The 23,122-nt window shown below is 62.2% G+C and carries 31 protein-coding genes; 23 read left to right on the top strand and 8 right to left on the bottom strand.

All coding sequences use genetic code 11. The features are described 5' to 3' along the window. Nucleotides 1–14: 14 nt before the first annotated feature. Nucleotides 15–425: a phasin family protein gene (locus B7O88_RS11680; protein ID WP_088276126.1), complete on the bottom strand. Its 411-nt coding sequence runs from the start codon at nt 423–425 to the stop codon at nt 15–17. 195 nt (nt 426–620) lie between these two features. Beyond that, nucleotides 621–896, bottom strand: coding sequence for a polyhydroxyalkanoic acid system family protein (locus B7O88_RS11675; RefSeq protein ID WP_088276125.1), 276 nt, complete (start codon nt 894–896; stop codon nt 621–623). Nucleotides 897–1,057: 161 nt separating this feature from the next. On the opposite strand from B7O88_RS11675, the gene ubiE reads away from it, so the two are divergent. The 9 genes from ubiE to B7O88_RS11630 are packed head-to-tail and all read left to right on the top strand — an operon-like array spanning nt 1,058 to nt 6,954. Beyond that, entirely contained in the window at nt 1,058–1,819 is a 762-nt protein-coding gene (gene ubiE, locus B7O88_RS11670; protein WP_088276124.1) for a bifunctional demethylmenaquinone methyltransferase/2-methoxy-6-polyprenyl-1,4-benzoquinol methylase UbiE, read from the top strand. Next, the gene (locus B7O88_RS11665) at nt 1,819–2,442 is read left to right on the top strand and encodes a ubiquinone biosynthesis accessory factor UbiJ (protein WP_088276122.1); all 624 of its coding nucleotides are present in this window, start codon (nt 1,819–1,821) and stop codon (nt 2,440–2,442) included. The genes ubiE and B7O88_RS11665 overlap by 1 nt, the downstream gene beginning before the upstream one ends. Further along, nucleotides 2,439–4,037 carry a ubiquinone biosynthesis regulatory protein kinase UbiB gene (gene ubiB / locus B7O88_RS11660; protein ID WP_088276121.1) on the top strand — a complete coding sequence of 533 codons (1,599 nt, stop codon included), beginning with the start codon at nt 2,439–2,441 and terminating at the stop codon, nt 4,035–4,037. The genes B7O88_RS11665 and ubiB overlap by 4 nt, the downstream gene beginning before the upstream one ends. 54 nt (nt 4,038–4,091) lie before the next feature. After that, complete coding sequence (gene hisI, locus B7O88_RS11655) at nt 4,092–4,508, top strand: phosphoribosyl-AMP cyclohydrolase (protein ID WP_088276120.1); 417 nt, start codon at nt 4,092–4,094, stop codon at nt 4,506–4,508. Further along, nucleotides 4,501–4,830 (top strand): phosphoribosyl-ATP diphosphatase, encoded by a 330-nt coding sequence (locus tag B7O88_RS11650; protein WP_088276119.1) that lies wholly within the window; start codon nt 4,501–4,503, stop codon nt 4,828–4,830. The genes hisI and B7O88_RS11650 overlap by 8 nt, the downstream gene beginning before the upstream one ends. 27 nt (nt 4,831–4,857) lie before the next feature. Then, a complete protein-coding gene (tatA, locus tag B7O88_RS11645; protein ID WP_088276118.1) occupies nt 4,858–5,091 on the top strand; it encodes a Sec-independent protein translocase subunit TatA in 234 nt (77 codons plus the stop codon). 21 nt (nt 5,092–5,112) lie between these two features. Continuing rightward, nucleotides 5,113–5,487 (top strand): Sec-independent protein translocase protein TatB, encoded by a 375-nt coding sequence (gene tatB, locus B7O88_RS11640; RefSeq protein WP_088276117.1) that lies wholly within the window; start codon nt 5,113–5,115, stop codon nt 5,485–5,487. Beyond that, nucleotides 5,474–6,250 (top strand): twin-arginine translocase subunit TatC, encoded by a 777-nt coding sequence (gene tatC / locus B7O88_RS11635; RefSeq protein WP_200818453.1) that lies wholly within the window; start codon nt 5,474–5,476, stop codon nt 6,248–6,250. The genes tatB and tatC overlap by 14 nt, the downstream gene beginning before the upstream one ends. Beyond that, the gene (locus tag B7O88_RS11630; protein WP_088276116.1) at nt 6,247–6,954 is read left to right on the top strand and encodes a 16S rRNA (uracil(1498)-N(3))-methyltransferase; all 708 of its coding nucleotides are present in this window, start codon (nt 6,247–6,249) and stop codon (nt 6,952–6,954) included. The genes tatC and B7O88_RS11630 overlap by 4 nt, the downstream gene beginning before the upstream one ends. Nucleotides 6,955–6,981: 27 nt before the next feature. On the opposite strand, the gene B7O88_RS11625 is transcribed toward B7O88_RS11630, so the two are convergent. Beyond that, nucleotides 6,982–7,329, bottom strand: a complete 348-nt coding sequence (locus B7O88_RS11625) for a hypothetical protein (RefSeq protein WP_088276114.1) — start codon at nt 7,327–7,329, stop codon at nt 6,982–6,984. Nucleotides 7,330–7,557: 228 nt separating this feature from the next. Between B7O88_RS11625 and B7O88_RS11620 the strand changes: the two genes are divergently transcribed. The 6 genes from B7O88_RS11620 (at nt 7,558) to B7O88_RS11595 (ending at nt 11,089) form a co-directional block, all read left to right on the top strand. Beyond that, a complete protein-coding gene (locus tag B7O88_RS11620) occupies nt 7,558–8,481 on the top strand; it encodes a hypothetical protein (RefSeq protein WP_088276113.1) in 924 nt (307 codons plus the stop codon). A gap of 102 nt (nt 8,482–8,583) precedes the next feature. Then, nucleotides 8,584–8,886: a DUF2845 domain-containing protein gene (locus tag B7O88_RS11615; RefSeq protein WP_088276112.1), complete on the top strand. Its 303-nt coding sequence runs from the start codon at nt 8,584–8,586 to the stop codon at nt 8,884–8,886. 79 nt (nt 8,887–8,965) lie between these two features. Then, entirely contained in the window at nt 8,966–9,595 is a 630-nt protein-coding gene (locus tag B7O88_RS11610) for an SDR family oxidoreductase (RefSeq protein WP_088276111.1), read from the top strand. A 103-nt stretch (nt 9,596–9,698) separates the two neighbouring features. Then, nucleotides 9,699–10,121: a GFA family protein gene (locus tag B7O88_RS11605; protein ID WP_088276110.1), complete on the top strand. Its 423-nt coding sequence runs from the start codon at nt 9,699–9,701 to the stop codon at nt 10,119–10,121. 123 nt (nt 10,122–10,244) lie between these two features. Next, the gene (locus B7O88_RS11600; RefSeq protein ID WP_088276109.1) at nt 10,245–10,625 is read left to right on the top strand and encodes a VOC family protein; all 381 of its coding nucleotides are present in this window, start codon (nt 10,245–10,247) and stop codon (nt 10,623–10,625) included. A gap of 131 nt (nt 10,626–10,756) precedes the next feature. Continuing rightward, a complete protein-coding gene (locus tag B7O88_RS11595; protein WP_088276108.1) occupies nt 10,757–11,089 on the top strand; it encodes a DMT family transporter in 333 nt (110 codons plus the stop codon). 10 nt (nt 11,090–11,099) lie between these two features. Here B7O88_RS11595 and B7O88_RS11590 read toward each other — a convergent pair whose 3' ends face one another. Then, a complete protein-coding gene (locus B7O88_RS11590) occupies nt 11,100–11,579 on the bottom strand; it encodes a winged helix-turn-helix transcriptional regulator (protein WP_088276106.1) in 480 nt (159 codons plus the stop codon). 107 nt (nt 11,580–11,686) lie between these two features. Here B7O88_RS11590 and B7O88_RS11585 point away from each other — a divergent pair, with 107 nt between their 5' ends. From B7O88_RS11585 to B7O88_RS11575, 3 genes are all read left to right on the top strand, one after another. Beyond that, on the top strand, nt 11,687–12,418 hold the full coding sequence (locus tag B7O88_RS11585) for an SDR family oxidoreductase (protein ID WP_088276105.1): 732 nt from the start codon (nt 11,687–11,689) through the stop codon (nt 12,416–12,418). Nucleotides 12,419–12,439: 21 nt separating this feature from the next. Next, complete coding sequence (locus B7O88_RS11580) at nt 12,440–13,027, top strand: 2-hydroxychromene-2-carboxylate isomerase (protein ID WP_088276104.1); 588 nt, start codon at nt 12,440–12,442, stop codon at nt 13,025–13,027. Between the two features lie 177 nt (nt 13,028–13,204). Then, nucleotides 13,205–13,549 carry a GlpM family protein gene (locus B7O88_RS11575; protein WP_200818455.1) on the top strand — a complete coding sequence of 115 codons (345 nt, stop codon included), beginning with the start codon at nt 13,205–13,207 and terminating at the stop codon, nt 13,547–13,549. Nucleotides 13,550–13,655: 106 nt separating this feature from the next. Here the strand turns inward: B7O88_RS11575 and dtd are convergent, their stop codons facing one another. After that, a complete protein-coding gene (dtd, locus tag B7O88_RS11570) occupies nt 13,656–14,093 on the bottom strand; it encodes a D-aminoacyl-tRNA deacylase (protein WP_088276102.1) in 438 nt (145 codons plus the stop codon). A 1-nt stretch (nt 14,094) separates the two neighbouring features. Next, nucleotides 14,095–15,066, bottom strand: coding sequence for a prolyl aminopeptidase (gene pip / locus B7O88_RS11565; RefSeq protein ID WP_088276101.1), 972 nt, complete (start codon nt 15,064–15,066; stop codon nt 14,095–14,097). An 85-nt stretch (nt 15,067–15,151) separates the two neighbouring features. Here pip and B7O88_RS11560 point away from each other — a divergent pair, with 85 nt between their 5' ends. Both B7O88_RS11560 and B7O88_RS11555 read left to right on the top strand, forming a co-directional pair. Then, nucleotides 15,152–15,580: a hypothetical protein gene (locus tag B7O88_RS11560; RefSeq protein WP_088276100.1), complete on the top strand. Its 429-nt coding sequence runs from the start codon at nt 15,152–15,154 to the stop codon at nt 15,578–15,580. Nucleotide 15,581: 1 nt separating this feature from the next. Next, on the top strand, nt 15,582–16,574 hold the full coding sequence (locus B7O88_RS11555) for a DUF2891 domain-containing protein (RefSeq protein WP_088276098.1): 993 nt from the start codon (nt 15,582–15,584) through the stop codon (nt 16,572–16,574). 9 nt (nt 16,575–16,583) lie between these two features. On the opposite strand, the gene B7O88_RS11550 is transcribed toward B7O88_RS11555, so the two are convergent. Beyond that, complete coding sequence (locus B7O88_RS11550) at nt 16,584–18,230, bottom strand: FMN-binding glutamate synthase family protein (protein ID WP_088276097.1); 1,647 nt, start codon at nt 18,228–18,230, stop codon at nt 16,584–16,586. 69 nt (nt 18,231–18,299) lie between these two features. Continuing rightward, nucleotides 18,300–19,454 (bottom strand): SLAC1 family transporter, encoded by a 1,155-nt coding sequence (locus B7O88_RS11545; RefSeq protein WP_088276096.1) that lies wholly within the window; start codon nt 19,452–19,454, stop codon nt 18,300–18,302. Between the two features lie 157 nt (nt 19,455–19,611). Between B7O88_RS11545 and B7O88_RS11540 the strand changes: the two genes are divergently transcribed. From B7O88_RS11540 to B7O88_RS11530, 3 genes are all read left to right on the top strand, one after another. Further along, nucleotides 19,612–20,673, top strand: a complete 1,062-nt coding sequence (locus B7O88_RS11540; RefSeq protein ID WP_088276095.1) for an AraC family transcriptional regulator — start codon at nt 19,612–19,614, stop codon at nt 20,671–20,673. Between the two features lie 134 nt (nt 20,674–20,807). Further along, on the top strand, nt 20,808–21,860 hold the full coding sequence (locus tag B7O88_RS11535) for a histone deacetylase family protein (RefSeq protein ID WP_088276094.1): 1,053 nt from the start codon (nt 20,808–20,810) through the stop codon (nt 21,858–21,860). Further along, nucleotides 21,857–22,948, top strand: coding sequence for a polyamine ABC transporter substrate-binding protein (locus B7O88_RS11530; protein ID WP_088276093.1), 1,092 nt, complete (start codon nt 21,857–21,859; stop codon nt 22,946–22,948). The genes B7O88_RS11535 and B7O88_RS11530 overlap by 4 nt, the downstream gene beginning before the upstream one ends. Nucleotides 22,949–23,122 lie beyond the last annotated feature (174 nt).

Here is a 23,122-nt window from a genome sequence, read left to right as displayed (position 1 = left end):
ACTCCTCTGTGACCTTACTTGCTTTGCAGCGACTTGAGTGCAGCACTCAGATCATCCAGCTTAGCAGACAGCTGATCAATATCTTTCTTGCTCGGAATACCCATGCGACCGAGGGTGGAAGCAACGCGCTCGTCGAATACTTCCTCAACCTTGCTGAAGCGACCGCCGGTCTTTTCCTGCACCTTTTCCTTGAAGGTTTCGATGCGGCTGTTGGCGGCTTCAACCTGGCTGGCGACCAGTTCCTTGCCCTGTTTCTCGACGGCTTCGCCTTCGCTTACCAGCGTCTTGAAATAGTCCGCACCTTCTTTACCGGCCTTGGCATAGGCACCCAGGCCTGCCAGCCAGATCTGATGGGCGTATTTCTTCACGTCAGCAGCAAAACCAGCGGTGCTTTCTTCAATTTTCTTTGCGGTGTTCTTGGCCATGTTCGTAACTCCAGTTCAGTAGATTGGGATACTGCAATGGACCGGTTACCGATCCTTGGAGACGAACTTACCCAGCAAAATTAGAAAACACATACTAAAAACCGGGACCGGGCAGAGCAGCCTGTCCGCGAGGACGTGCGCGCAGGCTCTGGGGCAGCCGTTACAGCCCGAGCCTGCGACACGATGACACAGCAATTAAACCAGATACTTGTCCAGTGCCTTCTGCACTTCGCTTTTCACCATGCCGGCCATCGGCGTGAGCATCATGCCCAGATTGACCTGTACCCGCACGTCAGTATCGGAGACAGTGATGCAGCCATCGGCGCCACTGCGTTTAAAGGTCAACTGGTCACCCTCCCAGCTGCATTTGGCGTCCAGCTTCTGAACCAGCTTGTCAGCCAATTTCTGGGCACGCTGACGCGCCTCTTCCTTGCCCAGGCTGTGTTCGCGGGTAATGTCTACGGTCGGCATCGCTTGTTTCATCCAGTGTTGTTAACAAAGCTCGTCAGCATGCCGCAAATGAGGGCAGGCGTCATCACCCGGGGGGAAAACCCGGACGCGGCAAATGGACTGCGCTTCCGGGTGCAAAAAATGGTTAGAATGGGGCAAATTTTCCAGCGCAGACGGAATCCATGAGCGATCGACACGACAGCGACAAAACCACCCACTTCGGCTATCAGACGGTCGCCGAGTCCGAAAAGGCCCAGCGCGTCGCTGAGGTCTTTCACTCGGTAGCCGCCAAGTACGACATCATGAACGACCTGATGTCCGGCGGCATTCACCGCCTGTGGAAGCGCTTCACGATCGAATTGTCTGGCGTACGTACCGGCAACCGGGTACTCGACATTGCCGGCGGCACCGGCGACCTGACTCGCCGCTTTGCCAAGCGTGTGGGCCCGACCGGTGAAGTCATCCTCGCCGACATCAATGCTTCCATGCTCAAGGTCGGCCGCGACCGCCTGCTCGATCTGGGCGTCGCCGGTAACGTACGCTTCGTCCAGGCGGACGCCGAGGCACTGCCATTCCCGGACAACTACTTTGACTGCATCACCATCGCCTTCGGCCTGCGTAACGTCACCCACAAGGATACCGCCATCGCCTCAATGCTGCGCGTATTGAAGCCGGGCGGCCGTCTGCTGGTGCTGGAGTTCTCCAAACCCAAGAGCGAGCTGCTGTCCAAGGTCTACGATCAGTACAGCTTCAAGTTTCTTCCCCTGATGGGCAAGCTGGTGGCCAACGATTCCGAGAGCTACCGCTATCTGGCCGAGTCGATTCGCATGCACCCGGATCAGGAAACCCTCAAGGCGATGATGGAAGAAGCAGGCTTTGCCCGGGTCACCTACCACAACATGACTGGCGGCATCGTCGCCCTGCACCGGGGCATCAAACCCTGATGCTGCCGGCTGCACTGCTCAAGGCGGCCGAGCGCAGCATTGCTGCGGCACTGGCCCGTGACAGTGTGACCGCCAGGCGGCTCGGCGCACTGCAGGGCAAATCTGTGCTGATCTCGGCCCGCGACCCGGACTGGCAACTCTGGCTGCTGCCGGCTGAGGGTGAGATTACCCTGCGCGCCGCCAGCGACCTGCCCGCCGACTGCGAACTGCACGCGCCCAGCAGCCTGCTCGCCCGCCTGCTGATCAGCAGCGACCGTAAGGCATTGCTGCAGAATCCGGACGTCGAGCTGGTCGGCGACAGCCAGGTCCTGGTCACGCTGCAGAACATCTTGGCCGACCTCCGGCTCGACGGTGAGGCCGAACTGGCCCGCTGGCTCGGCCCGGTCGCCGGTCACGCCATCGGCAGCGCGCTGCGCCGCAGCCACCAATGGGGCCGCGAAAGCCGCGCAAGCCTGCGCCAGACCCTGGCCGAGTACCTGACCGAAGAGAGCCGTCAGCTGGTCGGCCAGGCCGAGGCCCGCGCCCGCGCCGAACAGCTGCACGCACTGCGCCTGCAACTCGACCGCCTGGAAGCCCGGGTTGCGTTGCTCACTCCTACTGCACCGGACTCGCCCGACGCATGAGACTCACCGCCTTTTCGCGCCTGCTGCGCATCCTGCATATCTTCGCCCGCTACCGTCTGGACCAGATCCTGCTGGCATTGCCGTTGCCGTGGCTGGCGCGCCTGGCGCTGCAGCTCGGCCCCTGGCGCCTGCGCCCGGCCCCGCGCGATCTGAGCCGTGGCGCCCGGCTGCGCAAGGCCTGCGAAGACCTCGGCCCGGTGTTCATCAAGTTTGGTCAGATTTTGTCTACCCGCCGCGACCTGCTGCCCGAAGACATCGCCCTTGAACTGGCCCGTCTGCAGGACAAGGTACCGCCCTTCCCCGGCCCCAGGGCCCGTGCACGGATTGAAGAACAGCTCGGTCAAAGCATTGAGGATGTCTTCGCCGAATTCAGCGACCAGCCACTGGCCTCCGCCTCGGTAGCCCAGGTCCACGCTGCCCGCCTGAAAGATGGCAGTGAGGTGGTGGTCAAGGTGGTTCGTCCGGGTATTGGCGAAACCATCGATCAGGATATCCAGTGGCTGTTTCTGGCCGCGCGCCTGCTGGAGCGCATTTCTGCCGATGGTCGTCGTCTGCGCCCGGTCGAGGTGGTCGAGGATTACGAAAAGACCATCTTCGACGAGCTGGACCTGCACCGCGAAGCCGCCAATGCCTCGCAGCTGCGGCGCAACTTCGAGGGCTCCGAGCTGCTGTATATCCCCCGCATCCACTGGGACTGGTGTCGCCACAAGGTGCTGGTGATGGAGCGGATCGACGGCATTCCAGTAACCGATCTGGCCGCCCTCGCAGACCAGCGCACCGACATGCAAAAACTCGCCGAGCGCGGCGTCGAAATCTTCTTTACCCAGGTGTTCCGTGACAGCTTCTTCCACGCCGACATGCACCCGGGCAACATCTTCATCTCCCGCAAGCACCCGTGGGAGCCGCAGTACATCGCCATCGACTTCGGCATCGTCGGTAGTCTGACGCCGGAAGACCAGAGCTATCTGGCGCGCAACCTGATGGCATTTTTCAAGCGTGACTACCGCCGCGTGGCGCAATTGCATATCGACTCGGGCTGGGTGCCGGCCGATACCCGGGTCAACGAGTTCGAAGCAGCGATCCGCAGTGTCTGCGAGCCGATCTTCGAGCGCCCGTTGAAGGATATATCCTTCGGCCAGCTGCTGCTGCGCCTGTTCCAGACCGCACGCCGCTTCAATATGGAAGTGCAGCCACAACTGGTATTGCTGCAAAAAACCCTGCTCAACATCGAAGGCCTGGGCCGCCAGCTGTATCCGGATCTGGACCTGTGGAATACCGCCCAGCCCTACCTGGAGCGCTGGATGCGCGACCGCATGCTGCCGCAGCATCAGCTCAAGACTTGGCAACAGCATCTGGAACGCGTACCGGCCCTGATTGATACCACTAACCAGGCGCTGGGCAAGCTGGCCAGAGCGCCCGAGCAACCCCGTGCGCAACAGCGTTCGCGCTGGCCGTTGCAGGTGGCGGGGATCGTTCTGCTGGTGTTCGGCGCCAGCGCTCTGGGCGGCGCGGACCCGGCGCTCTGGCTTGACGCCGCCCCGGCCCAGTGGGGCCTGATCGCACTGGGAAGCTGGCTGATTCTGCGCCGCGGATAGTCAGCACCCCGCAGAACTGGCAAACTTGCGACATTAACTCAAAGACGACCCGCCATGACCGACTCAACCCCCGCCAGTGACTGGCTCGACAGCATCCACTGGGATGCCGACGGCCTGGTTCCCGCCATCGCCCAGGATGTACATACCCAGCGTATCCTGATGATGGCCTGGATGAACCGCGAAGCCCTCCAGCTGACCGTGCAGGAAGGCCGCGGCATCTACTGGTCGCGTTCGCGTCAGCGCCTGTGGCGCAAGGGCGAGGAGTCCGGCAACGTGCAGAAGCTGCACGAGCTGCGGCTGGACTGCGACGCCGACGTGATCATCCTGCAGGTCGAGCAGATCGGCGGCATTGCCTGCCATACCGGTCGCGAGAGTTGTTTCTACCGGGTTCTGAAGGACGGCCAGTGGCAAACCGTCGACGCCGTCATCAAGGACCCGAAAACGTTATACGAGCACCCAAAACATGTCTGACACCCTGAGCCAACTGGCTGCCGTACTGGAACAACGCAAGCAGGCGTCTGCCGACACCTCCTACGTTGCCAGCCTGCACGCCAAGGGCCTGAACAAGATTCTCGAAAAGGTCGGTGAAGAGTGCACCGAGACACTGCTAGCCGCCAAGGATTGTCAGCACAGCGACGACAAGTCCGACCTGATCTACGAGACCGCTGACCTGTGGTTCCATTCACTGGTCATGCTCAGCCATCTCGGCCTCGGTCCGGACGACATTCTGAATGAACTGGCACGCCGCTTCGACCTCTCCGGTCTGGAAGAAAAGGCGTCCCGCAGCAAATAAACTGGGCAATAGGCCCCGGAGGCAAATATGGGTTTTGGTGGCATTAGTCTGTGGCAACTGCTGATCGTGCTGGTCATCGTGGTACTGCTGTTCGGCACCAAGCGGCTCAAGAACATCGGCAGCGATCTGGGCGGCGCGATCAAGGGTTTCCGCAAGGCGATGAACGATGAGGACAAGCCCTCGGTCGAAAACAAGCCGGGAGAAACGCTCGACGCCAAGTCCGAAGAGCACAAGCAGGACGCTCCGTCCAACAAGCAGTAATTCGCCGACAGGTTCCGTCTCATGTTCGACATCGGCTTTATGGAAATGCTGGTGGTGGCGATCATCGCCCTGCTGGTACTCGGCCCCGAACGGCTGCCCGGTGCCATCCGCACCGTCAGCCTAACCGTGGGACGGATCAAGCGCGGCTTCTCCGAGGTGCGCAGCCAGGTCGAGCGTGAGATCGGTGCCGACGAAATTCGTCAGCAGCTGCACAACGAGCGCATCCTCGCCGAACTGGAAAAACAGGGCCTGAACGCCGGCAGTCCAAGCAATCAGCTGCACACTGCCAGCGGTAACAAGCCCGTCACACAGTCGTCGCAAACTGGCCCGACCGCCGATAAATCCAGCGCCGAGCCCGTCAATGAGCAGCAAGACACCCGCCATGAGCAACCCTGAACTGCCACCAGCCAAATCTGCCGGTGACATGCCGCTGGTCGCGCACCTGACCGAGCTGCGCTCGCGCCTGCTGCGCATCGTGCTGATCTGGCTGCTGATCTTTGCCGGCCTGTTCTACTTTGCCAACGACATCTACGCGTTCATTTCCGAACCGCTGCGTGCGCTGATGCCGCCCGGCACCAGCATGATCGCCACCGACGTGGCCTCGCCGTTTCTGACCCCGTTCAAACTGACCCTGGTCAGCGCGCTGTTTATCGCCATGCCGTTCGTGCTGCATCAGATCTGGGGCTTTATCGCACCCGGGCTGTACAAGCACGAAAAGCGCATCGCCATCCCGCTGCTGGTATCGAGCATCCTGCTGTTCTACGGCGGCATGGCCTTCGCCTACTTCGTAGTCTTCCCGCTGGTGTTCGGCTTCTTCACCAGCGCCGCGCCGGATGGCGTGGCGGTGATGACCGATATCAACAGCTATCTGGACTTCGTACTCACGCTGTTTATGGCCTTCGGCCTGTCGTTCGAAATTCCGGTCGCTACCGTGCTGCTGGTGCTGGTCGGCATCGTCAACGTGCAGAGCCTGAGCAAGGCACGCCCCTACGTGGTCGTCGGCTGCTTCACCGTCGGCATGGTGCTGACCCCGCCGGACGTGATCTCCCAAACCCTGCTGGCGGTGCCGATGTGGTTGCTGTATGAAGTCGGCATCCTGTTCAGCCGACTGGTTCGCCCGCGCACGTCAGAAGATCAGCAGGACAGCCCGCAGGCATGAACCTGCTGCTGCTTGAAGATACCGATTTCATCGACGCGGACCATGTGCGCCTGAGCGGCCGCCGCCTGGCCCATATGCTGGACATCCAGCAGGTCAGCGTTGGCGACACCCTGCGTGTCGGCCGCATCAACGGATTGATGGGCCAGGGCACGGTGCTGGAATTGGACAAGAGCAGCGCACTGCTCAACGTCGTGCTGACCGACCCACCGCCAGCCAAACTGCAGCTGACCCTTCTGCTGGCCATGCCCCGCCCGAAGATGTTCCGCCGCATCCTGCAGCACTGCGCCACCCTCGGCGTACCCGAGATCATCCTGCTCAACAGCGTGCGGGTGGAAAAGAGCTTCTGGCAGACCCCGTTCCTGCAACCGGAGGTGGTACACGAGAATCTGCTGCTGGGCCTGGAGCAGGCGCGTGATACCGTGCTGCCGACGGTGCGCGTCGAGAAACGCTTCAAACCCTTCGTCGAGGACAGCCTGCCCGGCATCATCAACGGCCGTCTGGCGCTGGTCGCCCACCCCGGCACCTACCCGGCCTGCCCGCGCGGCATCGACCAGCCGCTGACCCTGGCTATCGGCCCCGAGGGCGGCTGGATTCCCTACGAGGTCGACAAACTGATCGAGGCCGGTATGCAGCCGGTGCAGCTGGGCGACCGCATCCTGCGGGTAGAAACCGCAGTTACCGCGCTTGTCTCAAAGCTGTTCTGAGCGCCTGCAAGACAACCTGACAGGGTATTACTCGACCCGCACCAGCTTGATGCTGACCAGCTCGTTGCCCTGCATCAGGGTCTTGTCGTCGACGATGGTCCAGACCTCTTCGGTTTCGCCGCGCTTGAACACCAGATAGCGCTTGCCCGCCGACTCGCGCTCGAAGATGTCGTCGAAGGTCGTACGCCGGCCTTCGGACTCGATGTAGTCGTCGCCGATAACAATGCGGTCAGCCCCGGCCATCTCCGCAAAGGCGTTCAGCACGTCGTTGCTGGAACCGGCACGGCTCTCGTAGACACCCTCGAAGTCGTGACCGCCGCAGGCGCTCAGCAGTGCGGCCGCAGCCAGCAGTGCGCTGTACTTGATCAGTTTCATGTGAAGTTCCTTGTACGAAGACCGCAGCGGCGGCGTGCTGGCCATCATACCCCGACATACCAGCTATCCAAACCCTACACTGCGCGCCCAGCGCCGCGCCGATAACCCCGATGAATAGCGCGCCACAGAGCATTTGCCGCGATCCGGAACTGCCGCCTAAACTCGGTCGTTCAGTCAGGCACGTGCCCGTCGCCGTGCAGCTATCCACCCTTTTCAGGAACACCGCCCATGAGTTTCGATACCCCCCTCTACCTCTGCGGCCCGCTGCGCGAGCCGAAGCAGATGCTGGCCGATCAGGAGTACAGCGGTCACTCTTCAATTCACGACGACAGCATGGCCGAGAAACTGGGCTTTCGCGCCGGCCCGATCGAAGGTCCCACCCACTTCAGCCAGTTCACCCCGCTGCTGGTCGAAATTTGGGGCCAGGCCTGGTTTGAGCGCGGCTGCTTTTCCTCGCACTTCCAGAACATGGTGGTCGAAGGCGAACAGGTACGCGCCTTTGTTGAACGCCCCGCTCCGGGTCAGACCCGCGTGCGCTGCTGGGCCGAGAAGGCCGACGGCACACCGGTCCTGGAGGCCAGCGCCAGCATCGATGCCGCCCCGGGCGAGAGCCTGCTGTACGAACGCATGGCCAAACTGAGAGCACCGGAAAAACTGGTGATTCTCTCGGACCTGCACGTTGGCATGAAGGGCGCGACAGACGAAAAGGTCCGCATGGACCCGGACCAGCACATGGGCAAACTCTACCCGTTCTCGCTGAACCAGAAGCTGGCCGGCATCACCGAAAACTCGCCCTGGTATTCCGATGGCAGCAGCACGCCCTGGGGCCGCGCAGTGATTCCGACCGAGATGGTCAGCGTACTCGCCGAGTACACCAGCAAGGACGCCGCCTTCCCGGTCAAGCAACCGGTTATCGGTTTGTTCGCCGATCAGGAAATCCGCATGATCGAAGGCCCGCTGCTGGTCGGCGAGGACTACCTGATCCGCCGCGAGATCGTCGCCCTGTCCGAGAGCAAGCGCACCGAGTCCTACTGGGTACTGACGCGCATCTATGACGCCAGCGGCGAGGTACTCAAAGCCGAGATGCTGCTCAACCACGCCACCCTCAAGCACTCCTATGCCAACTACGAGGCAGAGGCCGCTGCGCTCTGAGTTTGGTTACTGGCGCGCATCTGCAGGTGTTGCGACCCTTGCATCCGGGCCGAAGCCGGTGGGAGTATCGACATACGAACTCCCACTGACAGGAGGTTAGGGATGTTAAGTCGATCGCGTCGTCGGGCACTGCTTGCAGCGCTCCTGGCCCTGCTATTCAGCCTGCCGGCACATGCACTGCGCTGCGGCACCAGTATCGTTGATGAGGGTGACCTCAAGTTCGAGGTGCTGCAGGCCTGCGGCGAGCCGATCTCGCGCGAGGTCATCGGCTACGTCGACAGCGTGCAATTGAACGACCGTATCCGGGTCATGAATATCGAGGAGTGGATCTACCAGATTCACGGCAACTACCAGAGCCTTGAGTTCGAAGGCAACCGCCTGGTACGCATTACCCGCATCCGCTGACCCTCAGCGGCGGCGGTGCACCCATAACAACAAACGCACCCGCGCAGAGGGTGCGAAGCTTCGACGAGGATGTCTGTCCATGAGCAAGACACTGGTTATCGGCAGTACCGGTCAGATCGGCCTGCAATTGCTGCCGCTGCTGCAGAATGCAGGTCTGAAAGTCGTTGCCCTGACTCGCAACCCCGGCAAATTGGCCGGCATTGAGGGGCTGGAGATCATCGAAGGCGATCTGGAGAGCGACTTCGAGCACGCCTTTGTCGGCTGTGAACGGGTTATCTTCACCGCCGGCTCTGGCGCCAGCACCGGTGCAGACAAAACCCTGCTGGTCGATCTGTGGGCCGCCCGCAAGGCGGTTGACTACGCCCTCAAGCACCACCTCAAGCACTTCGTCATGGTCAGTTCGCGCGGTGCCGACAACCCGGATCGCGGCAACTCACCAATCAAACCCTATCTGGTAGCCAAGTGCTTCGCCGATGAATATCTGCAGCGCTCCGGCGTGCCCTACACCATCCTGCGCCCGGGCCGTCTGACCGACGACGCCGCGACAGGCTGCATCACCACCCGTCGCCCTGAAGATGCCGAACACCAGCATATTTCCCGTGCCGATACCGCGCGTATCATTGCTCATGTGATCAGGACCGGGCAAAGCCGTAACATCACCTACGAGCTCTATCGGGGCGATACCCCCTTCGCTGATCTGATCGCCTGATCAGGGACACTGCTTCACTGGCGACAAATACGCAGCCTGCCGCAGTATCGGGCAGGCTCAGCTATCCTGAAAGCTGTCCAGTATCAGCAGCGGGAGCCCTGCCATGTCAGCCATCAAAACCCTCGAAGGCCACTGCCTGTGTGGGGCCGTCACCCTGCGCGCCGCCATCAACCACAGCCAGGTGGGCGCCTGCCATTGCGCAACCTGCCGACGCTGGGGCGGCGGTCCGCTACTCGCAATCGAGAGCGACCAGCCAGTAGCGTTTGGGGGCGCACAGCAGATCAGCGTCTACGCCTCATCGGACTGGGCCGAACGCGGCTTCTGCAAGGAATGCGGCACCCACCTGTTCTACCGCCTGCTTGATCAACCTTTCTACGCTATTCCGGTCGGCTTGTTTGACGACCAGCAGGACTGGCAGTTGACCCGAGAAGTGTTTATTGACCAGAGACCCGGGTTTTATTGCTTCGCCCAGCGCACCGAGCAACTGACCGGCGACGAACTGTTCGCGCTGCACGGCAGTGACTGATCAATAAATACGCCTTATGGCCGATCAATCTCCCCCTACGGAGGCATTGACGCCAGCGCGGCTTACGCGGAGGCTTGCGTTGACGTACCAGTAAAAACAACACCAACGAAAAGGGATCACCCGATGTTCAGTCACATCATGCTTGGCGCCAATGATCTGGAAAAATCCAAGGCGTTCTACGACGCCACTCTGGGCGTTATCGGCTGCAAACCCGGCTTTGCCGATCCAAAGGGCCGCGTCTTCTACATGACACCGACCGGCGTCTTTGCGATCACCAAACCGATCAACGGCGAACCTGCCAGCTGCGGCAACGGCAGCACCATCGGTTTCGCGATGGACAGCCCGGAACAGGCTGATGCCTGGCACGCAGCCGGTCTGGCAGCTGGCGGCACCGACTGCGAGGATCCGCCGGGCGTGCGTGAAGGCAACGGCATGAAGCTGTATCTGGCCTACCTGCGCGACCCGTCCGGCAACAAGCTGTGCGCGATGTATCGCATGCCCTAAGTCAAGTCCTTCCCTTGAGCAGTTCGGCGGCTTTCGCAGCCGCCGAATTGCGCACAACCCGCCGCAAAAAAACAGTCTGTTCCTCCGCCAGCGGCCTGCGTAACATCGCCTGACCAACCGAGGCGATACGCATGAACCATTGGGCCTACCTGATCACAGCCATTGTGTCCGAAGTGATTGCCACTTCCGCCCTGAAAGCCAGCACTGGCGTCACCAAACCGCTGCCATCGGTGATTGTGGTAATTGGCTATCTGGTCTCTTTTTACTTTCTTTCGCTGACACTCAAGACCATTCCGGTGGGCATTGCCTATGCCATCTGGTCCGGGGTGGGTGTGGTGCTCATATCGGTCGTGGCCTGGCTCCTGTACGGCCAGAGGCTCGACCTGCCTGCGCTAATCGGCATGGGGCTGATCATCAGCGGCGTCATGGTCATCAACCTGTTTTCCAACACCGCCGGGCACTGAAGCAACCCACTCAGCCCGCCAGCAACTTCTCCACTTCTTCGCCAAACGCGGCACCCGGGCGCACATCGATATCCCGTGGCCCCACCGGCTCGGCACATTCGGAACAGACCATCACCGGTTTCATGCGCTGACCGCAGCCCTTGTGATAATGCTCGATTGGCGCACCCCGCTCATCCGCCATCCAGGCATCGCCCCAACTGACCAGCGACAGAATCACAGGATGCAGCGCCAACCCCTTCTCGGTCAGCCGGTACTCCTCACGCAGCGGCCGCTGCTGATACGGCACCTTGACCAGCACCCCGTGTTCAACCAGCTTTTTCAGACGATCAGCCAGTAAATGACGCGTCAGGCCGATGCGCCGCTCGAAGGCATCGAAGCGGCGTACGCCGAGAAAGCAGTCGCGCAGAATCAGCAACGTCCAGCGGTCACCCACCACCGCCAGCGTGCGAGACATCGAGCAGGGCTGCTCACCCAGTTCTTCCCAGCGCATGTATTAACCCTCCAGTTGATGTGCTCAGAGTAGCTTGACAAGTTCCAAAATGAAACCCACTATCACATCAGTTCCAAAAAAGAACCATAGATAACGAGGACCATGCCATGACAGCAACTGCACCCGTAGCGGTCGTGATCGGCGCCGGTGATGCCACCGGTGGCGCCATTGCCCGTCGCTTCGCCCGGGAAGGTTTTACCCTCTGTGTGACCCGTCGCAATGCCGACAGCCTGAGCGAGCTGGTCAACCAGATCGAGGCGGACGGCGGCAAGGCCCACGCCTTCGGCTGCGATGCGCGCAGCGAAGAGGAGATGGTGGGTCTGTTCGAGCACATCGAGCGCGAGATCGGCCCGATTGAAGTGGCGATCTTCAACATCGGTGCCAACGTGCGCTTCGGTATTACCGAGACCACTGCCCGGGTCTACCGCAAGGTCTGGGAAATGGCCGGGTTCGCCGGCTTTCTGACCGGCCGGGAAGCCGCCAGGGTGATGCTGCCGCGCGGCAAGGGCACCATTATTTTCACCGGGGCCACGGCGTCGCTGCGTGGCGGTTCGGGCTTCTCGGCCTTTGCCGGCGCCAAGTTTGCGCTGCGGGCACTGGCCCAAAGCATGGCCCGCGAACTGGGGCCACAGGGTATCCATGTCGCCCATCCCATCATCGACGGTGCCATCGATACCGCCTTTATCCGCGACAACTTCCCCGAGCGCTATGCGCTCAAGGATCAGGATGGCATCCTCAACCCCGACCACATTGCCGACCAGTACTGGGCCCTCCACGCCCAGCCCCGTGACAGCTGGACCCACGAGCTGGACCTGCGTCCGTGGATGGAAACCTTTTAATCCCGCTCCGGAGAGAGACACATGAGCAAGACCATCGAGTTCTATTTTGACGTCGGCAGCCCGGCCAGCTATCTGGCCTGGAGCCAGCTGCCGGCGATTGCCCAGCGCACCGGGGCCGCCCTGGTCTACAAACCCATGCTGTTGGGCGGCGTATTTATGGCCACCGGCAACAGCTCCCCGGCAACCGTGCCGACCAAGGGCGCCTATTCGCGCATCGACATGCAGCGTTTCGCCAACCGCTATGGCGTCACCCTGAACCAGAACCCCTTCTTCCCGATCAACACCCTGCAACTGATGCGCGCGGTTACCGCCTATCAGGGCACACCACAGTTCGAGCCTCTGCTGACGGCGATCTTCAACGCCATGTGGATCAGCGAACTGAACATGGGCGAGCCCGCGGTCGTCGGCAAGGTGCTGGTCGAGGCCGGGTTTGACCCGGAAGAGGTGATGGCCAGAGCCAGTGACCCGGCGGTCAAGGAGCAGCTCAAGCGTGCCACCGAGGAAGCGATCGGGCGCGGCGTTTTCGGCGCGCCGACCTGCTTTGTCGATGGCGAGATGTTCTTTGGTCAGGACCGCCTGGACTGGATTGAAGCAGCCGCGCGCAGTTGATCCGACTGACCGGCGGCACCCTCTCCGGTGCCGTTGGTCGGCTGCCGTCAAAACCCGCTTTGCAGCCGATTGACGGCCATCTCGGCGCGACATACATTCGCGCCGATGAGCAGCGTTCTGGCGTCCTGCCCCTGCTCAGGGATTCCCTGTCCCTATCTTTGCGGATCTATCCACATGCTGTCCCTTGCCCTCAAGTGCGTCCTGGGTGCGCTCGCAGTGCTGCTGATTGCGCTGCTGGCGAAGACAAAGAGCTTTTATATTGCTGGCCTGGTGCCGCTGTTTCCAACCTTCGCGATCATCGCCCACTACATCGTCGGCAGCGAGCGGTTGGCCAGCGATCTGCGCAGCACCGCCATCTTCGGCCTCTGGTCGCTGCTGCCCTATGCGGCGTATCTGTTCACGATAGTGCTGCTGAGCGAGCGCTTCACGCTGGTGGTGACGCTGACCGTCGGTGCGCTGGCGTGGGTGATGGCGGCCGGCTTGCTGCTGACAGTCTGGACGCGAACCTACCCGGCTGTCTGAGCAGTTGGTGTCAGCGCAGCAGTAATAGGTGGACAAGCCTTTGGCGTTGTCCACCCTACGCTAGTAACGCAACCTGCCCGCGCGGCGTTGTCCCGACGCCAGCGGTTCAGACCTCAAGCAGAAACGTCACCGGCCCGTCGTTGACCAGATGCACCTGCATATCGGCGCCAAAACGACCGGTTGCGACCTGCGGGTGCTGCGCACGTGCCTGAGTCACCAGATAGTTGAACAGCACCTCGGCACGGTCCGGCGGCGCAGCGGTGGAGAAACCGGGGCGCCGGCCCTTGCGGGTGTCGGCGGCCAGGGTGAACTGTGATACCAGCAGCAGCCCGCCCTGCACGTCGGTCAGCGAGTCATTCATGCGACCGTCGGCATCGGTGAATACCCGGTATTCGAGCAGTCGCTTGAGCAGTTTGTCGGCGCTGGCCTCATCGTCCTGGGGTTCGATGCCAACCAGCACCAGCAGCCCCTGATCAATCGCCCCGACAATCTCGCCGTCTACCTCGACCCGGGCCTGACTGACCCGTTGCAGCAATCCCTTCATGTCACTCGGCCTGCGGCGTCAGATTGAGCAGCTGGCGCGCCATATCGCCGGTGGCGCGTACCAGCGCGTCGGCGATGCCCGGCTCGGAGGCGGCGTGGCCGGCATCGCGAATGATGTTCAGCTCACTGCCCGGCCAGCGCTGATGCAGCGCGTGGGCGTTGTCCAGCGGGCAGACCATGTCGTAGCGGCCATGCACGATGATGCCCGGGATATGGGCAATCCGCTCCATGTTGTCGAGCAGCTGGTTGGGGGCCAGGAAGGTTTTGTTGGCGAAGTAGTGACATTCGATGCGGGCAATCGCGTAGGCGCGGCGTGCGTCACTGAACCGTTCGATCACCTGCGGGCTGGGCCTGAGCGTGGCGCAGCGCCCCTCCCAGACCGACCAGGCCTTGGCCGCATGCATGCGACAGATCTCGTCGTCACCGGTCAGCCGACGGTAGTAGGCCGCAACCATATCGGCACGCTCGTCCTCGGGAATCAGGCTCAGATAGTCTTCCCAGTAATCGGGAAACACATGGCTGGCACCTTCCTGATAGAACCAGTGGATATCCTGCTCGCGGCACAGGAAGATGCCGCGCAGCACCATGCCCATTACCCGGTCCGGGTGCGCCTGGGCATAGGCCAGTGCCAGCGTTGAACCCCAGGAACCGCCGAACAGCACCCACTTGTCGATCCCAAGGTGCTCGCGCAGGGTTTCCATATCGGCGACCAGATCGGCGGTGGTGTTGTTCTCCAGACTGCCGTGCGGGGTGGAGCGGCCACAGCCGCGCTGGTCAAAGGTGACAATTCGATAGATCGACGGATCGAAAAAGCGGCGACTGAGCGCATCGCACCCGGCCCCGGGCCCGCCATGGATGAATACCACCGGCAGGCCATCGGGCTGACCGCTTTCATCGGCATAGAGAACATGGGGAGGGGTGACCGCCAGTTCGTGGCGGGCGTAGGGTTTGATCTCCGGATACAACAGCTGCATGATGGCTCCCTGAACCGGCACGAGTGCGCCGCGCTCCTTACATTGGAAGCCCCAACATTACTGACCCGCGAGGCCGCTGTCACCTATGCGTTTTCTGCTTGCCGCCCTGCTTGCACTGAGCCTGTTGGGGTGCGGGGCCTCCAGCCCGGACCAGCGCCTGAATCAGGCCATCGAGCAGCTGCAGAGCGGGATTGAGGAGCGCGACCGCAGCGCCGTCATGGATCTGCTGCATCCCGAGTTTATCGCCCAGAGTCAGTACGACCAGACCTGGGCCGATCGCACCCTGCGGCTGATGTTCCTGCGTAATCAGCGCATCAACGTGCTGGTCACCCGCCAGCAGACCGAGATCGATCCGGGCTACGCCCGACGCGCCGAAAGCGAGGCACGCGTCACCCTGACCGGCGCCGAGCGGCTGATCCCCAACAGCGCAGGCCAGTATGATATTCGTCTGCTCTGGGAGGACGTCGACGGCCGTTGGCTGCTGCGTGACATCAACTGGCAACCGGTACGCTGAGATGCCAGCCAAGCCGGATCATGCGGCTCTGGCACGCATCGCCCTTGCTCATATCACCCGCATCTATCCGCACAGCGGCCAGCAGCGGCTAAAGAGTGCCGCCGACTGGCACCCGCCAGAGCAGGCCCATCCGCTGTTCTGCGGCAGCTATGACTGGCACTCCTGCGTGCACAGTCACTGGCTGCTGGTTCGGGTGCTGAACCGTGCTCCCGAGCTGCCCGAGGCCGCCGCCATTCGCCAGCGTCTCGGGCAGATCACTGACGACGCAGTCGCCGCTGAAATAACCACCTTCGAGCGTCAGGGACAAGGCTTTGAGCGCCCCTACGGCTGGGCCTGGCTGCTGATGCTGCAGGCCGAACTGCTGCGCAGCAGCGAGCCGACAGCGCGGCGCGGCGCAGCAACGCTGCAACCGTTGGCAGACTTGATTCACAGGCGCCTGCTGGACTACCTGCCGCGCCTGCTCTACCCCATCCGCAGCGGTCAGCACAACAACACCGCCTTCGCCCTGCTGCTCTGCCTGGAATACGCCAGAATGGCGCAGGACCAGCAACTGGAGCGCCTGCTGCGCGAGCGCAGCCTGACGTGGTTTGCCGACGATCGCGGCTGCCCGGCCTGGGGCGAGCCGAGTGGCGAGGACTTTCTCTCTCCGACACTGCAGCAGGCGGTGCTGATGCAGCAAGTCATGGACGGGAACACCTTTGCCACCTGGCTGAACGACTTTCTGCCGGACCTGGCCGCGCAGCAGCCTGCCACCCTGTTCCGGCCGGTTAGCGTCAGTGAGCGCAGCGACGGCAAGCTCGCCCATCTCGATGGCCTCAACCTCAGCCGCGCCTGGTGCTGGTTTCAGCTATCAGCCACATGGCCCACATTGCTGGCCGTGGCCGAAGCCCATCTCGCCGCGGCAATCAATCACCTTGAGGACGACTACATGGGCAGCCACTGGCTGCCCACCTTTGCCATGCTGGCGCAGCAAGCGGCCAGTGAACACGCCTGACGCCAACGCTCAGCGCAGCTTGGTCTCACGCAGCTTGAGCATATAGTCCGGCGGCGCAAAGCTGTCAGCGCGGGCCTGGGCCCAGTACTTTTTGAACAGGTGCAGTTCTGCCCGGCCATCCAGCAATACGCCTGGCTCAAGAAACTCGAACAACTCGCTATAGGGCCGCACCTCGTAGCGCGACACACGCCGAATCACATGTTCAGGGCCCAGCTCGCTCGGATGTTTCAGCCCGGCTGCCTCCAGCATATGCGCCAGCGCCAGCACGGTATTGCGGTGGAAGTGATAGACCCGTTCGCTCTTGTCGGCCACATCCAGCCGCGCGCTGCGGCTCGGGTCCTGGGTGGCGACACCGCTGGGGCACTTGCCGCTATGGCAGCTCAGGCTCTGGATACAGCCCAGGGCGAACATGTAGCCACGGGCCGCATTGCACCAGTCGGCGCCGATCGCCAGCGTACGGGCAATATTGAAGGCAGAGGTAATCTTGCCCGCTGCGCCAAGGTGGATCTTTTCCCGAAGATTCGCGCCCACCAGGGTGTTATGCACCAGCAGCAGGCCATCGGTCATCGGCGTTCCAAGCCGGTTGATGAACTCCAGCGGTGCCGCACCGGTGCCACCCTCACCGCCATCCACCACGATGAAGTCGGGATGCTCACCCGTCTCCAGCATCGCCTTGACGATGCCGAACCACTCCCACGGGTGCCCGATGGCCAACTTGAAGCCGACCGGCTTGCCGCCCGACAGCTCACGCAGCCTGGCAATGAACGCCATCAATTCCAGTGGGGTATGAAACGCCGAGTGGGCCGCGGGCGACACCACATCCTGCCCCTGCGGCACACCGCGGGCCTCGGCAATCTCGGCGGATACCTTGGCCCCGGGCAGAATGCCGCCGTGCCCGGGTTTGGCACCCTGGGACAGCTTGATTTCGATCATCTTCACCTGCGGCAACCGGGCATTACGCTCGAACAGCTCGGCATCAAAGCCGCCATCCGGGGTGCGACAGCCGAAGTAGCCGGAACCGATTTCCCAGACCAGATCACCGCCGGGGCGCAGGTGGTAGCGCGAGATCGACCCCTCGCCGGTATCGTGGTAGAAACCGCCCTTCCTGGCTCCGGTATTGAGCGCCAGAATCGCGTTCGCCGACAGCGAGCCGAAGCTCATCGCCGAGATGTTGAATACGCAGACATCATAGGGCTGGGTAGTCTTCGGATGGCTGCCAACCCGCACCCGGAAGTTGCTGTCCGCAATCTGTACCGGCGCCAGCGAATGATTGAGCCACTCGTAACCCTCTGCGTTCATCGACATCAGCGAGCCAAAGGGTTTCTTGTCCAGCACATTCTTGGCGCGCTGATAGACCACGTTACGCTGCTCGCGGGAAAACGGCAGCTCATCGGTGTCGGACTGGATAAAGTACTGGCGCAGCTCAGGCCCGATCGACTCCAGCAGATAGCGCAGGTGCGCCAGCACCGGGTAATTTCGGCTGATCGTGTGCCGACGCTGAGTTACGTCCCAAAGCCCGACCAGGGCCAACGCCAGCAGCGGTGCCGCCGCCAGCCACCAGAGTGCCGACAATGCAGTCAGAGCCAGACTGATCAACGCACCGAGCACGCACAACAGCCAGGTAAGATAACGTGTTGGAATCGCAGTCGGTTGCATGGACTCATCCTTATCAGCAGGGGCATCGCGCCTGAGGATTGATAACATATCCGCTGCGGCGCTGCACGGTCAGCGCACCGGCACTCCCACCTGATCGGCAATGCAGGGCGAGACAAACAGCTCGCCACGCCAGGCGCCACGCAGGGTTGCGGCCATCACCAGCACCCAGAGCAGTGCCAGCAGGCCGACCAACCCGGCTCCAAGGCGCGAAAAAAAGGCGATCTGCAGCATTTGCCCCAGAGTAAGGGTCGCCAGCGCATACACCCCTAGCGGAAAAGTAAAGGCCCACCAGCCGAGGTTGAACGGCATGCCCTCACGCAGGTAACGGCAAATGATCAGCAGCGCCAGCAACAGCCACCACAAACCCAGCCCCCAGAGCAATAACCCGCCGACTATCCCAAGGCCGTGTGCCACCACACCGACGCTGGAAAGCCCCTGAGCGGCAAAGACCTCTGTTGCTGCCTGACCCAGCAGCAACAGCCCGAGCGCACCGGTCCCCAAGGGGCCCAATGCCAACAGACTGGAGGCCGCCATATTGCGGTGCGGCAACTTGTGGACGGCCATGCGCAGCAGAAGGATCACCAGAATACTCAGGGCCACCGGCACCGAGCAGGCCCAGAGGACGTAGCTGGTCACCAGCACGGCATAGGCCTGCTCGGCTGCCAGCCAGGGAATCAGCAATCCGCCACTCGCCGCGGCGACCTCGGCAGCCACTACCGGCAACAGCCAGACCGCGGTCATCTGGTCGATACTGTGCTCCTGGCGGGTGAACATCAGATAGGGAATGCCAACACCGCAGGCCAACGCCAACGCCACATCCAGCCACCACAGAGGCAACGCCAGCGTCATCGCGGCCTCACCCCAGAGGGCGACACCGTGACTCGGCAGGCCATTGATCAGGGTGGCCAACCCCATCGGAATGGTACCGATAAACATCGATACGGTAGCGTGGCCGAAGATACGCCGCGCCTCATTGAAATACAGCAGCCAGCGGGCGGCATACAGCCCGAAGAACAACGCAAACAGCAGCAGGTTCAGCAGCCACAGCGTCTGACCCAGTAATGCCGCGCCCGGCAACCCAAGGTGCGGCAGCGCGGCCGACAGAATGCCTGTGCCCATGGTGACGGCAAACCAGTTTGGGGTGAACTGACGAACGACCTCCCTTGGATGGCTCAACTGCACGAGCGGGCGGCAGCACAGGGTGTTGAATGGCATGCGGGTCATGGCGGCACTCCAGCGATAAATTCCATTTCATTCTAATGATCTTTAATATCGATATAAGAGCATAATTCCTGTTTTTCTTATCGGTTTTACCGAACAAAAAGAATGACTGGCACTCTTTGTGCTTCACTGGCAACAGGCATCACACGAGTGCAGTCACATGATTCGACCCGATACCGCCTGCCAGGCGCCCGACCGCCGATTGATCAGCCTGCAGAGCACCTGCCTGATCGCCAGTTGGCTGGAAGAACACCATCTGCCTGTCGAACCTGTCCTGGCCGGTTCCGGGCTCGGCTCGGCGGACCTGCAAACCCCGGCCCGGCTGATCACCCCTGAGCAGGAGCAGGCCGTCTTCGCCAATACGGTCGCCCTGACCGGCGACCCGCTGATCGGCCTTAAGCTCGGCCAGCGCATGCGGGTATCGGCCTATGGCCAACTGGGTTACGCGATGCTGTCGGCACCGACCCTGCTTGATGCCTTGCAAGTCATGCTGGCCTTTCCGGTGCTGCTCGGCAGTTACTTCCGGTTGCAGCTGGGAACCCTGCCGGATGGCCAACTGGCACTGCGCGCCGATCACTATCACGAATCACCGGCGCTGCGGCAGTTCAACGTCGAGCTGTGCCTGTCCTCGATCAAGGCCATGCTGGATGATGCGCTGGGTGCCAGGCTGCAACTGGACGCCGTGCACCTGAGCAGTAATCCCCCTGCTCACAGTGACCACTACCGGACCTATCTGGGTGACTGCCCCCTGCTGTGCGACCAGGACGCCGAGCGCCTGGTGTTTGCCGCTGACACCTTGAATGCGACATTGCCACTGGCCGAACCCGTCACCCACTTTGAAGCCAAACGCCACTGCCAGACCGTGCAGGACAGTTTCCGGCCGGAACCCTCGGCGCTGGTCAGTCAGCTCAGCGCGCAACTGGAGCAACAGCTCGAAGCGCCGCCAACGCTGGAGCAGTTGGCCAATCAGATGCACTGCACCACCCGCACCCTGCGTCGGCACCTGCAGCGTGCCGGCTGCGGCTACCAGCAACTGCTTGACCGGCTGCGGTTCCAGCGCGCCAAGCTGCTGCTCAACCGCGAGCAGTTGCCGATCTACGCCATCGCCGAACAGCTCGGCTTCAGCGAAACCGCCAGCTTCCGCCACGCCTTCCAGCGCTGGTCCGGGACCACGCCGCGGGCCTGGCGTCAGAGTCAGCAACACCAGCACGCCCCATTCTGACCAGGGCACAAGCGGACCTCGGCGGTCAATCGCCTGTCCGTTTCGATCCCTTTTCTGTCCCTCTGCAGCATTTCCCGAGGCTACGGTGCACGCCATGATCGAAGGCAACCGACTCACCAGCCACAGGATTCATCATGCGGACGTTCTACAGCGACGATCATCGCCTGCACCACGCCAACGCCGAATTGAACAATGGCCAGCTTATGCCCTGCTTCGAGAAACCCTCGCGCGCCGATATGGTGCTGGAGCAGGTGAAGCGAACCGGATTGGGGCCAATCAGCGAGCCGCTGGACTTCGGTCTGGCGCCGATCAAGCGCATCCACAGCCCGGAGTTTGTCGACTTTATCCAGCACGCCTGGCAACGCTGGAGTGCATTGGGCCGCAGCCACGACATGCTGCCGCTGGCCTGGCCACCGCGCCGCATGCCGCCGCGCTGCCCCGACGACATCGACGGCCAGCTCGGATACTACAGCTTTGATGCCGGTGCGCCGCTGACCGCCGGCAGCTGGCAGGCGATCTACAGCAGCGCGCAGGTCGCGCTCAGCGCCCAGACACACTTGTGTGCGGGCGCCCAGAGCGCCTTCGCCCTGTGTCGCCCACCCGGGCACCACGCCGGTATCGACTATATGGGCGGCTACTGCTACCTGAATAACGCAGCGATTGCCGCCCAGGCCATGCTCGACCAGGGCACCAGCAAGGTCGCCATCCTTGATGTCGACTTCCACCACGGCAACGGTACCCAGGACATCTTCTATCAGCGCACGGACGTGCTGTTCACATCGATTCACGGCGACCCGCGCAACGAGTATCCGTGCTTTGCCGGCTACGCCGACGAGCGCGGTGAAGGTACCGGCCTTGGCTACAACCACAACTACCCATTACCCGCCGGCAGCGACTGGAGTGTCTGGTCGCAGGCCCTGCGCGACGCGCTGCGGCAAATCGCCGGCTTCGGCGCGGATTATCTGATCGTCTCGCTCGGCGTAGACACCTACATGGCCGACCCGATCTCCAGCTTCAAGCTCGACAGCCCTGACTACCTGAAGATGGGCGAGCTGATTGCCGGGCTGGGGCTGCCAACACTGTTTGTCATGGAGGGCGGCTACGCCGTGGACGAGATCGGCATCAACGCTGTCAACGTCCTCACCGCTTTTGACGCAACCGTCACGACTCAAGGAGAAGCACAATGAAACTGGCAAGCAAACTGGGGCTGATCGCCCCGCTGGCGGCGCTGTCATTCAGTGCGCTGGCCGCCGATCAGGTGAAGATCTACAACTGGTTCGACTACACCCCGCAAGCCACGCTGGACGGCTTCCAGGCGCAAACCGGTATCGCCCCGACACTCGACACCTTCGACTCCAACGAAGTGCTGGAAGCCAAGCTGCTGTCGGGCCAGTCTGGCTATGACGTGGTGGTCCCAAGCGACAGTTTCCTGGCCAAGCAGCGTCAGGCAGGCGCCTTTCAGGCGCTGGACAAGAGCCTGTTGCCGAACCTTGGCAACCTCAATCAGGACCTGATGAAGGTGCTGGAAGGCAGCGACCCGGGCAACCAGTACGCCGTGCCCTACATGTGGGGCACCAACGGTATCGGCTACAACCCGGAGAAAGTCCGCGCCGTGCTGGGTGACGATGCGCCGGTCGACTCCTGGGCGCTGGTCTTCGATCCGGCAAACATGGAGAAGCTGGCCGAGTGCGGCGTTGCCTTCCTCGACTCGCCGTCGGAAATCCTGCCAGGCGCGCTGCACTATCTGGGCCTGGACCCGAACAGCACCCGCAGTGAAGACTACGACGCTGCGGTGGCCATGATGAGCAAGATCCAGCCGTACGTGCGCTACTTCAACTCCTCGCGCTTTCTCAACGACATCGCCAACGGTGAAATCTGCGTTGCAGTAGCCTGGTCGGGCAGCATCCTGCAGGCCAATTCACGCGCACAGGAAGCCAACAATGGCGTCCACCTTGAATACCGCATTCCGAAGGAAGGGGCACAGGTCTGGTTTGACCTGATGGCAATTCCTAAGGACGCACCCAATCCGGCTGCGGCCCACGCCTTCATCAATTACCTGCTCAAGCCCGATGTAGTCGCCGAGATCAGCAATCTGGTGGGCTACGCCAACCCGAACGCCGCGGCGACCGAGCTGGTCAACGACAGCCTGCGCAACAACCCCGGCGCCTATCCGCCAGCCGAGGTACAGGCCCGCCTGTTTACCCTCAAACCGCTGCCCCTGGCCGCTGAGCGTGTGCGTACCCGTGCCTGGAACAAGATCAAGACCGGGCAGTAATGTCAGGGACACGCCATCGCAGCCGCTGCTCGCGACGGCTCAAGGGTTCGACAATCACGTGAGATGTAGGGGTAATGGCGACTGGATCAGTATTGCGCCGTCGGCAAGTATCCATTTCGCCTTCACGGCGAGCCAAGGGGGGCCGCCTGCCCGGCCCCCCTTGGCGATCCCCCC

Origin of the sequence: Halopseudomonas aestusnigri (genome assembly GCF_002197985.1) — a bacterium.
GTDB lineage: Bacteria > Pseudomonadota > Gammaproteobacteria > Pseudomonadales > Pseudomonadaceae > Halopseudomonas > Halopseudomonas aestusnigri.
This window is presented reverse-complemented; position numbering and strand designations above follow the sequence as displayed.